This is a genomic window from Jeotgalibaca sp. A122, from assembly GCF_052266715.1.
Taxonomy (GTDB): domain Bacteria; phylum Bacillota; class Bacilli; order Lactobacillales; family Aerococcaceae; genus Jeotgalibaca.
Genome location: NZ_JBQPRB010000003.1, coordinates 121398 through 136015 on the forward strand (window position 1 = coordinate 121398; position 14618 = coordinate 136015).

A 14618-nucleotide genomic window follows, 5' to 3' on the forward strand; every position below is an offset into this window, starting at 1 on the left:
GACGAAATGGAACAATTACGCTTAGGTATTATTGGTGCTGGCTTTAGATGGAACATCACCGATTTTTGGCATCAACCAGAAGGACGGTCCATCATCACCGCACTGGCAGAAATCGATGAGACTGCCATGAACAAATTTAAAGCCAAATATCCGGATGAAGCTATTTTTTATACAGACGATTACCATGAACTATTGAAGCGCGACGATGTGGATGCGGTCGTCGTCTTGACCGAAGATTACAAGCACAAACAACAAGCCATCGATGTTTTACGAGCGGGCAAGGACCTGTATTTGGAAAAACCGATGGCCATTACAATTGAGGATTGTGATGAAATCATTTCGGTCTGGAAGGAATCCGGCCGTAAACTGATGATCGGCTTCAACATGCGTTACATGCCAATGTACGAAACGATGAAACAAGTGATAGACGACGGGACCATCGGGGAAGTGAAAGCCGTTTGGGTGCGCCATTTCGTTGGACGGGGCGGCATTTATTACTACCAGGATTGGCATCGCAACTCTAAATATACGAATTCCTTGTTGTTGCAAAAAGCTTCCCATGACATTGATGTGATTCATATGTTGACGGGCAGCTATGTGAAAAAGGTTTCCGCTTTCGGGAGTCTCGATTTTTACGACAAACCGGAGAATTTTGAAGCGGATGGTTTGACCCACCAAACCGCTGCGGAAATCGATGTCGAGGACAACAACGTTCTTATCATGGAATTGGAAAACGGCGTGAAGGCTTCCTATCTGCAATGCCATTTCACACCTGACTATTCCCGCAACTATGTGGTGATCGGCACAAAAGGCCGTCTCGAAAACGACGACGTCAATGATACCATCACCATCAAAACCCGTAATACCGATAGTCTGCACGACAAGAGCGACATCGTCATCCAGATGAAACCGACGCTCGGTGACCATGCCGGTGCCGACCCGCAAATTGCCAATGCTTTTGTGGAATACATTTTGGACGGTGTCGAACCAAAAGCTTCACCCCTTGATGGTCGCATGAGCGTGGCTGTTGGTGTCAAGGCGACCGAATCGGTCCGAAGCGGCGGCATCATGCAGGAAGTTCCGCAGTACTTGAGTCAGTTCGTTCCTCAATAAAGCCAAAAGACGATGCGAACCGGCATGCTGGTTGTGCATCGTCTTTTTTTGTTGACTTTCACAAGAGAGTATTTTAAACTGGTAATGACCAGTAGATACCAGACGATACCAGTCGGGTAATTAAAATCACACAAAACAAGAAAAGAGGGAATAGATGTTAGATAAAAATAGCCCCCACCCCTTATATTCCCAATTGATTGATGGCTTGATGGCGGAAATCGAAAAAAACTATCAACCAGATGAAAAAATCATGTCCGAACGGGAAATCTGCCAGACCTTTGATGTCAGCCGTACGACCGTCAGGCAAGCATTGGCCGAGATGGAAAATCTGGGCTACATTTATAAAAAACATGGCAAAGGGACATTCGTCTCGAAACGGTCGCAGGATCAGAAAAATTTGGCCGAAGCGTATAGCTTCACGGAGAGCATGAAGGCGATCAATAAAACGCCGCGCACCATCATCGCTTCCTTTGAAGAAATATCCGCCAACAAGCATATCCAGGACACCATGCAAACGACCAATGAAACCGTCTTTCGCCTGATTCGCATTCGCTTGGCGGATGATGAACCGATGATGTATGAAGTCAGTTACTTGCCGGTGGACATCTTTGCCGGCTTGACCTTGGAGAAAATACAAGGGAAACCTTTGTATGATGTTTTCAAGGAAGATTACCGCGTAACGATTCGTTACGCAGAAGAAGAATTTTCCGCTGGTATCGTGCGTGAAGTCGAAGCCGAGAATTTAGGCGTATCGGAAGATTCCCCATGTTTACGTATTAAGCGTCTTACTTACAACGACCAGGGCGAAATTATCGAGTACACACTCAGTGCCGCCCGGGCCGATCAATTCATTTACAAAATCAGCCACAAGCATGACCGAAACTAAAAAATGGAGGTTAGACAACCATGTTTGAAAAGAGCAAAGAAGCATTAGCGCATCTCGGTGCCGAAATCACCGTCCGTGAAATCAAGCAACAACCCGAACTCTGGCAGGAAGCTTTCGACTATTACCAAGCCAATGAAAGCCACATCCAGAATTTTTTAGAGAAAATAACCAAACACCATGAACGGGTTCGCGTCATCATGACGGGAGCCGGCAGTTCCGCTTATGTCGGCGATACCGTCCTGCCTTATTTAAAGAAAGTCGGAAATGAAGAAGCTTTCGACTTCCAGGCCGTGCCGACGACCAGTATCGTCAGCAACCCAAAGAGCTATTTCAAGAAAGACATCCCCACCATCCTGGTTTCTTTCGCCCGCAGCGGCAACAGCCCAGAGAGTGTGGCGAGTGTTTCCCTGGGCAAGCAAATTGTAGACGCTTTCTATCAAATCACGATTACCTGTGCTCCCGAAGGTAAACTGGCCCAGCAGGCAGCCGGAGACGAGGACAACCTGTTATTGTTGATGCCCGCTCTATCAAACGACCAAGGCTTCGCCATGACGGGCAGCTTCACTTGCATGACCTTGACCGCTAGCTTGGTATTCGACCCAGCAGACACCCGCACAAAAGAAAATCATGTGAAAACAATGATTGCCATGGGTGAGGAAGTCTTGAGTCGCGAAGAAGAAATTCAAGCCATCATCAATACTGATTTCAACCGCGTCGTTTACTTGGGTTCAGGAGAATTGGCGGGCATTGCGCGTGAAGTCCAACTGAAAATACTCGAACTGACTGCCGGAAAAGTGGCAACGGCCTTTGATAGTTCCTTGGGCTTCCGTCATGGACCGAAATCATTTGTGGATGAGAAGACGCTTCTATTCTTGTTTGTGTCCAACGATGCTTATACACGCCAATATGATGTAGATATGTTGGCAGAAATGAAAGCGGATCAAATTGCGCAAATGGTGTGTGGCGTGACGACCGGACCGACCAATACGACTGGAGTGAGCTTCACATTTTCAGACACCGGAACAACTTTACCGGATGCCTACCTGGCACTGCCTTATACGATATTTGGGCAAATCGTTTCATTATTGACCGCTTTGAAGGTTGATAACAAACCGGATACACCAAGTCCAACCGGAACGGTCAATCGCGTCGTTAAAGGCGTAACCATCCACGACAATCTGGACAGTAAGTGAGTGTGACCAACCATGAGATACGCACTAGCAATCGACATCGGTGGCACAAAAGTGGCAACCGGAATTATTTCCCAAGACGGTCACATCCTGAAACAGGCAACCGTCAAGAGTGATACCAGTAACCGGGAAAATATGTACCAATCCGTCAAACAAGCGATAGCAGACGTGATGACAGACGCGCCTGTCAGTTGGGACGAAATCGCAGGCATCGGGGCAGGAGTACCCGGGAAAGTAGACCCTGTAAAGGGGATTGCTGTTTACCAAAACAACATTCCTTGGCACAACTTCCCGATCCGGGAACGGCTGCAAAACGATTATCCCGTCCAAAACATTCAACTGGACAACGATGTTCACATGGCCGCTTACGCGGAGTGGAAACAGGCAGGTTTGGCACCGGATGCTTTGTTCGCTTATATCACCATCAGTACCGGCATCGCCTGCGCCATGCTGCAACAGGGGCGGTTCCTGAGGGGCGCCGGGTTTGCCGGGGAATTGGGCTTGCTTCCATCCCGTTGCCTCAACAAACGCGTAACCTTGGAACAAGCGACGGGTGGGCCGGCCATTCAACGCGTCGGCCAAGACCGCTACCAAGACCCAAGTATCACGACGAAAGAGGTCTTTGACAGATTCCAGCAAAATGAACCCATTGCGACGGAAATTGTGGCTCAAACCGCAGAAGCCCTGGCAGAGGGGGTTTACAGTCTGGTTTCGATCCTTGATCCCCATCACATCACCTTTGGCGGGAGTGTTGCGACACACAACCCCCAATTTATCGAATTGGTGAAGGAGAATCTGAGTGCTTGGGCCTTGCCGGACCAAAGACATATCCTGGAAAACATAAATATCAGCCAATACGCCAACTTATCCGGACTCGTTGGGGCAGGTCTGCGCGTGTTTGACACAATCAAATGAGAACGGGAGGATGAAATTATGCTTGTAACGGTCACGATGAACCCTTCAGTTGACATCTCCTATCCGCTCGCTACGTTACGTATCGATGAAGTCAACCGGGTTCAAAAGGTCACCAAGACAGCGGGGGGAAAAGGGCTGAACGTGGCACGGGTTGCCGCTGCTATGGACTTTCCGGTGTCAACCACCGGTATCATCGGTGGCACAATCGGGGACTACATCATGCACCAACTGGACAACCAGGAAATTGCGCACGATTTTCACCAGATTGACCAAGAGTCCCGCAATTGTATCGCCATTCTCCATGAAGGCAAGCAGACGGAAATACTCGAAGCGGGCCCAACGATTTCAGAATTGGAAGCGGATTCCTTTTTGACCCATTTCCAATCCCTACTCGCTGAACAGCCGGTTTCGGTATTGACCATTTCCGGCAGTTTGCCACAAGGGCTGACCGCGGAAACGTATAAAGAAATCATCCGCCTTGCCAACCAGGGAAACATCCCGGTTGTTCTTGATACATCAGGACCTACCTTGGTAGAAATTCTGGAAGACCACACCTTGAAGATAGCCGCCATCAAGCCGAATAAAGATGAACTGGCTGCCATCGAAGGAGGAGCAGGAGATGACCTGGTTTCACTTCTTGCGAAAGAGCGCTACGCCAATGTCGAGTGGGTCATCGTGACCTTGGGCAGCGCGGGGGCTTTTGCGAAACATCACGACCGCTATTACCAGGTACGTATCCCCAAAATAACGGTCGTCAATCCGGTCGGGTCCGGGGACGCCACCGTTGCCGGCATTGCCATGGCAATTTCCAAAGGCTTGAGTGACGAAGATTTATTGAAGACAGCCATGACCACGGGAATGCTGAATACAATGGAAGCAACCACCGGACACGTAAATAAAGATAATTTCGAGACATATTTCAGCCAAGTGACAGTTTCAGACAATTGAAAAGGGGTTTGACTATGCTAACTTTGACAAAAAACAAATTCGCACATCTCCAAAAATTATCCGACAACACCAATTTAATCAATGCACTTGCCATCGACCAACGGGGTTCCTTGAAAAAAATGATCGCCGAAAATAGTTCTGAAGATGTCGGTGATGAAGGCATCATCAATTTCAAGAGTGAAATTTCGCGGGAACTGACAAAATATTCCACCTCCATCTTATTGGATCCCGAATACGGCTTACCGGCTGCAGGTGTAAGGGATGAGCATGCCGGGTTGTTGATTTCCTACGAAAAAACGGGTTATGATGCCACCGAACCAGGCCGCCTGCCAGATTTACTGCCAAACTGGTCCGCCAAACGAATCAAGGAACTGGGCGCAAATGCTGTCAAGATTCTTCTCTATTACGATGTGGATGAAGGGGAAGAAATCAACGACATCAAGCACGCCTTCGTGGAGCGGGTCGGATCGGAATGTGTCGCGGAAGACATCCCTTATTTCCTGGAAATCGTGACCTACGATGCCAGCGATATGGATGTTAAATCGGCAGAATACGCCAAGGTCAAACCGCATAAAGTAAATGAGTCCATGAAAGTTTTTTCAGATCCCGCCTACGCGGTGGATGTCCTGAAAATGGAAGTCCCGGTCAACATGAATTTTGTGGAAGGATATGCCAAAGACGGCGAAGCAATTTACACGCGTGAAGAGGCACTGCAGTACTTCAAGGAACAATCCGATGCAACCCACTTGCCATTTATTTTCTTGAGTGCCGGTGTTTCTGCCGGTTTATTCCAGGAAACACTCCGTTTCGCCAAAGAAGCCGGCTCACAGTTCAATGGCGTTCTCTGTGGCCGTGCGACCTGGAAAGATGCGGTCGCTATCTATGCCCGCGACGGCAAGGAAGTTGCCCAAGAATGGATGCGTACAGAAGGCAGAAAAAATATGGAAGACTTGAACCTGGCTGTTGCAGAATCCGCAACACCTTGGACTGAGAAAGTCACCGTCATATAATAGCGAGCATCCAAACTCAAGTTTGGATGCTTTTTTAGATGGACAAGAGAGCCTCCCGTTACGATTGACAACATATGTCTTTCAAGTTAGACTTTAAATATAAAGAATGCGCTTACATTTATTGTTTTTAAGGCTTTTGTCAAAAATATAGTTGCTGCGTTTCGGATTGTTTCCGAAAAAATCCGAAACGTTTTCACTTGCTAATTTCTGCTGCCATGTGTCCGGAAGAAGCGGTATATTTTTCATCTGCTTAGACAAAAATCATAAAGGAGCGGTTACTGATGGGAGACAAAATTAAGAAAGCTTTGGCATTAGGTTTGGTGAGCGTATTTACGTTGGGAGCCTGTAATCAAACTTCGGAAACGGAATCTAGTGGAGAGGTTGGGACAACCTCTACGGATGAGAAAGTGACCATTCGAATTGGAACGTGGGAGGGTGGCGATGGTCAGAAAATGCAGGAAGAAATCGCTGCCGCTTATATGGCTGACAACTCAAACGTCGAAATCATTGTTGAAAGTGTCCCGGATAATTATGGTACGAAATTATTAACGCAAATCGCAGGTGGCGATGCCCCAGATATTTTCCAAATAGGTGATGGTGATGTCAGTATGTTCCAATCCCGTGGCGCCTTGGAAAATCTCACCCCTTACATGGAGGGTGACAATGGCCTCAACATGGATGACTTCTTTGGTGAAGTATTGGAAGTCGGAAATATTGATGGCAATTACTACACCATGCCGAAAGATTATTCCACCTTTGCGATTTATTATAATAAAGATTTATTTGATTCAGCGGGAGTTGATTACCCGACTAGCGACTGGACTTGGGAAGAATTCTATGACATCGCACAACAACTGACTATCACCGAAGACGGTGAAACAACCCAATGGGGAACACGTTTACCTGGTGCCAGCAACCGTGATATCCTACCATTGATTTATGCATACGGTGGCGACATCATCGCTCCAGAAGGGGACACGGTCTTGGGTTATATGGATAGCGATGAAACGACCCAAGCACTGACATTCTTCGATGAAATGATTCGTTCCGGTGTGGCCCCTACTTCAACCCAAACCGAAGCCTTACAAGGGTCAGACCTTTTCCTTTCTGAAAAAGTGGCGATGAGCCCGACCGGTATTTGGCCAACGCAAAGTTATATTGATGAAGGTATGAACTTCGGTGTTGTGGAAGTGCCGGGTGGCGATTCCGGCCAGTTCTCGACTATCTATTATGCTGGCTACGGTATCTATTCCAACTCCGACATCAAGGATGAAGCGTGGGACTATTTGAAATACTTGTCAACTGAAGGCCAAAAGACGTTTGCAGAACACGCGCTTTCCGCTTATGTTCCGGCAGCTGAAGAAGCTGGACAAACGGAAGATCCATACCGTGGTGTTTTTGTTAAAAGTGTGGACATGATCAAGATGTTCCCTGAACGTCTTAACCCTGCCTTCAACAGCACAGCCGGTGCCCGCTTTAATGAAGTTTTGAGCGAAATTGTGGGAACAGGTAATAAGGGCAACCTTGATATCGCCGAACTTCTGGATAATGCCGCCGAAAATGGCCAATCCGAAATGGAAACCGAAATGGAACAATAACCACTGATACTAGAGGAGCATTGTCGCTTCTCTAGTATTTCGAATGTCCAAAATAGAAGGAAGGGATCAAGATGCAGCACGAACGGAAAAAAAGAAAAGTAACAAATAATCAGCGGAAATACATTGCTTTTTATGTGTTGATATCACCCTGGATCATCGGCTTTTTAGCATTCGTATTGATCCCCATGGTTATTTCTTTCCTCATGAGTTTTACGAGATGGGATTTGTTGACTGAGCCGAAGTGGATTGGTTTTGATAATTACATCAATTTATTCAAGGATCGCCTTTTCTATCAGTCGCTGAAAATAACCTTTGTTTATTCCATATTCGCCGTTCCCCTGCAACTCATCTTGTCTTTGGCCGTAGCATTGTTACTGAACCAAATTACATTAGGAGCCGGGGTTTTTCGTACCATTTATTACATTCCCGTCGTCGTCTCAGGGGTTGCGGTCATGGTTCTGTGGGTCTATATTTTTAATCCGGAAATTGGATTCATCAATCAAGTATTGAGCCTTATCGGCATCAAGGGACCGGGCTGGATTTATGATGAGGATTGGGCGATGACATCCCTGATAATCATGAGCTTATGGAATATCGGTGGGACGGTTATTATTTGGTTGGCCGGCCTTTCAGGTGTTTCCAAAGATCAATACGAATCTGCGGAACTTGATGGGGCAACCAAAGGACAACTTTTTTGGTATGTGACCTTGCCGGCTTTGACGCCAACATTGTTCTACAATTTAATCATGGGAATCATTGGCGCCTTGCAGACATTCAGCCAAGCCTACATCATGACAGATGGCGGTCCGAACTATAGTACCTTGTTCTACAATTATTATTTATGGGTGAACGCCTTCGAAAATTTCAAGATGGGCTATGCTTCGGCGATGGCGTGGATCCTCTTTATCATCATCATCCTGTTGACCTTGATTGTATTCAAATCTTCCGACACCTGGGTTTATTATGAAAATGAAGGGAAGTGAGCACGATGCCATACAAAATCACCTATAAGATGTCGCGAGTGGTATGGAAAACATTTGTGTGGATTGTGCTTTTGCTCGGGGCTGTCATTACCCTGATTCCCTTTTTCTGGATGATTTCTACCGCCTTAAAGACGAATACGGAAGTCATGCGTTTTGACATGGTATGGTGGCCGGAGGAACCGAAATGGTCGAACTTCATCGAATCTTTCACCACCTTGCCATTCGGGAAATGGACTATGAATACGATTTTTATCACCGCACTGACGATTATCGGGACACTGATTTCCAACACGTTGGTTGCTTACGGTTTTGCCCGTTTTCGCGTGAAAGGGAGCCGCTTTTTGTTTTTCGTGGTTTTATCCACAATGATGCTGCCGGGAACGGTTACCATGATTCCCATGTTCGTTATTTTCCGGGAACTTGGCTGGATCAATACGTTTTATCCCTTGATTGTGCCCTCCTTCTTCGGGAATGCAACGTTCATTTTCCTGTTGCGCCAATTCTTTATGACCATTCCGGAAGAACTGGAAGAATCCGCCATGATTGACGGTTTGGGAACCCTGGGGATTTTAGTCCGCATTATTCTGCCCCTCACCTTGCCGGCTTTGACTACTGTCGCCATTTTCCAATTTAATGGTGCCTGGAATGATTTTATGGGGCCATTGATTTACTTGAGTAATCCAGACGACTTTACCCTCGCCCTCGGGATAAATTTCTTTAAAGGGGAAAACAATCAAGTGCAATGGAACTATTTGATGGCTGCTTCGGTCATATCCATGTTGCCATCCCTCATCATTTTCTTCTTTGGGCAAAAGTACTTCATTAAAGGTATTAACTTGTCCTCTGGTATAAAAGGGTAGGTGTATCATGGTTAAATTAGACGATTTGCGCGAACAGAGAATGAACCCCGATAAACGGCAATTCGTGACACCTGGTAACAAATTGTATATGGTCGGAGCCCAAGACGGCAGTTTCCAGGCTTTCGGACACCATATCCCCAATGAAATGGGTGGGATTTGGATGCATCCGATTAAGCTTTTGGATGGCTTTTGGCTTGGATTCAAGGAGGAGCAAATCGAATGGTTGTCTGAGGCAACGACTTTTGTGAACTACCCTTATTACAACGAGCACATTTATGAAAAACAAAACCTCACCATCATCCGTCGCCAATTTGCTCCGGATGCCATTCCCGGATTGATCGTGAAGTATGAAATTAAAAACAAAACCAACCTACCTCAAGAGCTGGTGATCAATTGGCTCACCCGTACCGATTTGAGCCCGGTTTGGTTTGCGGATGCGAAAGGCATCACACCGAACGAAGACCTTATCCATATCAAGCACAACCAAGTTTTCGTGAAGGACAGCGGGCATGATTGGTATGTGGGGATTCAGGTCGATGTTCCACATCCGGCCATTACCTGTGGTTTCGAGTTGCAGGCAACGGACCTGGTATATGGGGCCGGTTCGGGTATCAATTGGGAATTTCCTTTCCAGATTGCTCCTGGGGAAACGAAAACATTGGTGATCCGAATTGCGGGTTCGCTCGTTTCCGAAAATGCTGTTGCTGAAACATTGGCAGAGTTGGGGGATACGGAAGGTCTTTTTAGACGCAAGAAGAAATATTACGAACAAATCATTGAAACAAGCAATTTACATATCCCGGATAAAAACCTGGAGAAAATATATGCCTGGGCCAAATGCCATCTCGCCTGGTTGACGCTTAACAATAGTTTTATGGCAGGTTTACCAGAGTATGCCTGGTGGTTCGGGACGGATAGTGCCTATACCGTCCTGGGGGCATTACCGGCTGGTTTCCATGAAAGTTCCAAAAGTACTTTGGATTTAATCGGAGAAATTTCCCGTAATTACAATAAAAATGGCAGAATCATCCACGAAGCAAATACGTTCGGAGTAGTAGGTAATGCAGGAAACACCCAGGAAACCGCCCAATTCATCGTCGCTGTATATGAAGTTTTCCGTTGGACCGGCGATCAGTCGTGGCTCGAATCCCATTATTCCGCCATTAAAGAAGGAATCAAATGGTTGATGATTGAAATGGATCCGGATCAAGATTGTTTTCCTGACGGGTACGGCATTATCGAAATTCTAGGTTTGAACGCGGAACTCATCGATACCGCCACTTATGCCTGTTTAGCCCTGAAAGCAGCCGCAAAAACGGCACGATTATTCAACGACCATCTTGATGCCAAGCGCTACCGCCAATTGTCCGACGAATTACAGCATAAAATCCGTACGGAATTTTGGATGGCAGAACAAGGCCTGTTTGGAGATTTCCGTATTTCCGGTGATAAGTTGCACCGAACCATCGATAATTTCATCACCCAAGAAAAATCAAAAACAGAATCATCACGTATCCGTTACTACAAAGAAGTGCAACAGCTACTGGTACAAACGGGAATGGATCAAGAAATACGTGAACGCACCTGGAATTTCAAAAACTGGATTATCAATACGCCGTTTGCGACCCGGATAGCAACTGTAAAACAAGCAGAGGAGGCCTTGCCACAACTTAATTCCGACACCTATATTGGGGAATATGGCATGTATTTATCCGGCCTTGGAGCAAGCGTTGAGAAATCCATCATGACGATTTCGACCGGTGTCCAGATCCAGGCGAACATGCAGTACGGGAAGACGGCCGAGGCGTTTCAATTAGTAAAGAAAATGGCCGCGACATTCAACCAGTATCTGCCCGGTTCCATCACGGAAATGTCACCTGATTACGGTTGTTTTGTTCAGGCTTGGACCGCCTATGGGATGCTGAAGCCTTTCATTTCCGGCTTTGCCGGTATCCATCCGGAAGCGTATTTAAAGAGCATTTATCTGAATCCACAGCTGCCGGCAGAATGGGACAAGTTGGTATTGGAAAAAGTCAAAATCGGCTCAAACAGTTTGGATTTTGACATCGAACGCGATGCAAAAGGTTATACCGTTACTATTAAATCACTAGAACGCGAGTGGAAATATAGAGGTCCGGATACGGTCACGATCAAGATGAGGGAGGAGTAAAACATGTTAATCAGGCGCATCATGCCCATTTTTCAATGGTTTTCGAAATATGTCTTATTGAGCCTGTTGATCGTTTTGGGCATTGTTTTGGGACTTGGTGTATTGGGATTATTTCCTTCCCTGTATGCGGCCAGTTCCGTCTGCCAAGAATGGCGCACCCGTTCCGATCTCCCTGTTATCCGGTACTACTGGCAAGCTTATAAAACAAAGTTCTGGTCCAGCCAGAAATACGGTTATTTCGCATTGTTCATTACCCTTGTTGTGGCCAGCAACGTGCTTTACTGGAATCAACTGGCGGTACCATTTGCCGCGGTTGGAAAGTATACCTGGTTCTTCCTACTACTGCTTGTTTCAATCAGCAATGCCATGATTTTACCGACAGCTATTACCAACCAGTTCGATGTAAGAGAAACACTGCAGCTGTTTGCGCTCAGTTTAAAAAATCCCATCCGGCACATTGTAATCCTATTCGGATTGGTCCTCTTGTATATAGCCTTGGTTTTCTTACCCGGAATTATGCTGTTTTTGATATGGGGTCTCATGGTCCATTGGATAAATTACCACAGTGAGTTTTCCTGAGTGATAATAAGGAAGATTGGAAAGGAAGATTCGATGACTAAAAAAATGCAGCCCGTTCTGGCTTACAATACCGGTGAAAAAGATGATAAGAGCTGGATCATTACCGAAACACGTTTTTCGAATACATCGCTCGGCAAGACCGAAGCCATTTTTGCCCTAGGAAACGGCTACATGGGGCTTCGATCCGCCTCCGAAGAAAAGTATCCGTTTGAAAAAAGGGGCTTTTTTGTAGCCGGTACCTTTAATAAATTCCCCGGTCCCCAGGAAGTCAGTGAACTACCAAATGCAGCCGATTTTCTCAACATGGAAATGTATCTGAACGGACAACGCTTCGACCTGTCCATGGGAAAAATTTATGCCTATGAAAAAAGCCTGCATCTTAAAAAGGCTGAACTAACCAGGACCATCCTTTGGGAAACACCGCAAGGGGAGCTTTTTTCATTGGAGTTCAGACGCTTCGTGTCGTTGGCGGACAAACATGTGGTGGGACAAAAAGTGACCATCATTCCTTTGAGCAATGCCGCAAAAATAACGGTAGAATCCGGCATCGATGGCCAAGTCACCAACAGCGGGACCCAGCATTTCAAAGAAGGAAGCAAAAGACTATTGAAGAATCGGATATTGAAGTTGGAACAGGAAACGACCGCTTCCGGAATCCGTTTCGTCCACTTCAGCAAACATCAATTCAGGAAAACAACCCCAATCCTGGATCCTAATCATCAGGTGGTCATGAAACGGCGTGCGGTCCATCAACACTTCAAAGCGATTACGGTTGAACAAAACGAATCACTGACTATTGAAAAAATATCGGCAGTTTATACCAGCCTCGATAAGGACAACGCCACTGAGTGGGTAGAACAAGCCCAAACAGGGTTTGAAAGAATCGACACTTATGATGCATTATTTGAAGAGCATGCCCAACAGTGGCAGAAAATCTGGCAAATGTATCCAATCGAAATTCAAGGGAAGGACTTTGATCAATTGGCGGTCCGCTTTGCCATCTACCATCTTGTTTGCATGACCCCATCCCATGATCGTCGCATGAGTATAGGGGCAAAAGGACTGACTGGGGAGCGCTACAAAGGGCACGTTTTTTGGGACACAGAAATTTTCATCTTGCCATTTTATATCCTGACTTATCCGGATATGGCGCGGCAGCTACTGGAATATCGCTGGTTGTCATTAGACGGTGCTCGAAAAAAGGCACGTGACAATAATTATGAAGGAGCCATGTTCCCATGGGAATCGGCTTGGGTAGGTGAAGGTGAAGTCACACCCCTTTTCGGTGATGCGGACGTGGTGACGGGGGAAGCAACGCCGGTATGGTCAGGATTTGAAGAACAGCATATCAGTGCCGATATCGCCTTTGCGGTCTGGCAATATTATGAATATACACATGATGATGCATTTATGGATGCATATGGTTACGAACTTATCTTGGCCACCGCCATTTTTTGGCAATCACGGCTAGAATGGAACGACCAAAAATCCCGTTATGAAATCAACCGTGTCATCGGACCAGATGAGTACAAGGAACATATTAACAACAATGCCTTCACTAATTATATGGCGCATTGGAATATGCAAAAAGCGACGGAAATCTACCACCATCATTTGAAACCGGAAGTGAAGTTGCGCCTTGAAGAAAATTGGCAACTGAGCCATTACATGGCAAAAATCGAGAATAAGCACCATAAATTGTATTTACCCCAACCGAATACTGTGGGCATCATTCCGCAAGATGATACTTATTTATCAAAAGAAATCATTGATTTGGGTCCTTACAGGAAGGTCATTGCTAGCTTACTCAACACCTACAACATGGAGCAGGTCAATGCGATGCAAATTTCGAAACAGGCCGATGTCCTGATGTTGTTATACCTATTGGGGGATCAATTCTCTGATGAAATAAAACTGGCCAATTGGACCTACTATGAACCAAAAACTTTGCACGACTCATCCTTGAGCAAATCCGCCCATAGTCTTTTTGCGGCTACTCTTTGTGAAACGGAAATAGCCTATGCCATTTTCAGTGATGCGGCCCGCATTGATTTGGGCCAGGACCTGGCGTCCAGTGATACCGGTGTCCATGCTGCTTCGCTGGGAGGTATTTTGGAAGCAGTACTCTTTGGGTTCGGTGGTATCCAGATTAAGCAGGGAGAGTTGCATATCGAACCACAACTCCCAGCGGCTTGGCAAAAATTATCCTTCCGATTTTATTGGCGTGATTGCCCACTGCAACTGACTATTGAATCTAATCGCACCTTGGTTCGTAACGATTCTGCAGATATTGTTCAGTTCAAAAACGGCGGCCGCCTGATAGAATTGGCACCAGAAAAAACGGTCTTTATTCATTAGAAGAACAG

The 14618-nt window shown here is 46.3% G+C and carries 12 protein-coding genes; all 12 read left to right on the plus strand.

Annotated features, from left to right (window positions below; genetic code table 11):
* Positions 1-6: 6 nt before the first annotated feature.
* The 12 genes from ACTU7M_RS04800 to ACTU7M_RS04855 all read left to right on the plus strand — a co-directional run bounded on the left by ACTU7M_RS04800 (position 7) and on the right by ACTU7M_RS04855 (position 14610).
* Entirely contained in the window at positions 7-1113 is a 1107-nt protein-coding gene (locus ACTU7M_RS04800) for a Gfo/Idh/MocA family protein (protein ID WP_443473241.1), read from the plus strand.
* Positions 1114-1267: 154 nt separating this feature from the next.
* Positions 1268-1999: a GntR family transcriptional regulator gene (locus ACTU7M_RS04805; RefSeq protein ID WP_443473242.1), complete on the plus strand. Its 732-nt coding sequence runs from the start codon at positions 1268-1270 to the stop codon at positions 1997-1999.
* A 20-nt stretch (positions 2000-2019) separates the two neighbouring features.
* Positions 2020-3192, plus strand: coding sequence for an SIS domain-containing protein (locus tag ACTU7M_RS04810; protein WP_443473243.1), 1173 nt, complete (start codon positions 2020-2022; stop codon positions 3190-3192).
* Between the two features lie 12 nt (positions 3193-3204).
* Positions 3205-4104, plus strand: coding sequence for an ROK family protein (locus ACTU7M_RS04815; protein ID WP_443473244.1), 900 nt, complete (start codon positions 3205-3207; stop codon positions 4102-4104).
* 18 nt (positions 4105-4122) lie between these two features.
* Positions 4123-5052 (plus strand): hexose kinase, encoded by a 930-nt coding sequence (locus ACTU7M_RS04820; protein WP_443473245.1) that lies wholly within the window; start codon positions 4123-4125, stop codon positions 5050-5052.
* Positions 5053-5060: 8 nt separating this feature from the next.
* The gene (gene lacD / locus ACTU7M_RS04825) at positions 5061-6062 is read left to right on the plus strand and encodes a tagatose-bisphosphate aldolase (RefSeq protein WP_443473246.1); all 1002 of its coding nucleotides are present in this window, start codon (positions 5061-5063) and stop codon (positions 6060-6062) included.
* A 281-nt stretch (positions 6063-6343) separates the two neighbouring features.
* Complete coding sequence (locus ACTU7M_RS04830) at positions 6344-7660, plus strand: ABC transporter substrate-binding protein (RefSeq protein ID WP_443473247.1); 1317 nt, start codon at positions 6344-6346, stop codon at positions 7658-7660.
* A gap of 71 nt (positions 7661-7731) precedes the next feature.
* A complete protein-coding gene (locus ACTU7M_RS04835; protein ID WP_443473248.1) occupies positions 7732-8643 on the plus strand; it encodes a carbohydrate ABC transporter permease in 912 nt (303 codons plus the stop codon).
* A gap of 5 nt (positions 8644-8648) precedes the next feature.
* On the plus strand, positions 8649-9503 hold the full coding sequence (locus ACTU7M_RS04840) for a carbohydrate ABC transporter permease (protein WP_443473249.1): 855 nt from the start codon (positions 8649-8651) through the stop codon (positions 9501-9503).
* A 7-nt stretch (positions 9504-9510) separates the two neighbouring features.
* Positions 9511-11673, plus strand: a complete 2163-nt coding sequence (locus tag ACTU7M_RS04845) for an alpha-L-rhamnosidase-related protein (protein ID WP_443473250.1) — start codon at positions 9511-9513, stop codon at positions 11671-11673.
* 3 nt (positions 11674-11676) lie between these two features.
* Positions 11677-12252, plus strand: a complete 576-nt coding sequence (locus ACTU7M_RS04850) for a DUF624 domain-containing protein (protein ID WP_443473251.1) — start codon at positions 11677-11679, stop codon at positions 12250-12252.
* A gap of 33 nt (positions 12253-12285) precedes the next feature.
* The gene (locus ACTU7M_RS04855; RefSeq protein WP_443473252.1) at positions 12286-14610 is read left to right on the plus strand and encodes a glycoside hydrolase family 65 protein; all 2325 of its coding nucleotides are present in this window, start codon (positions 12286-12288) and stop codon (positions 14608-14610) included.
* Positions 14611-14618: the final 8 nt, after the last annotated feature.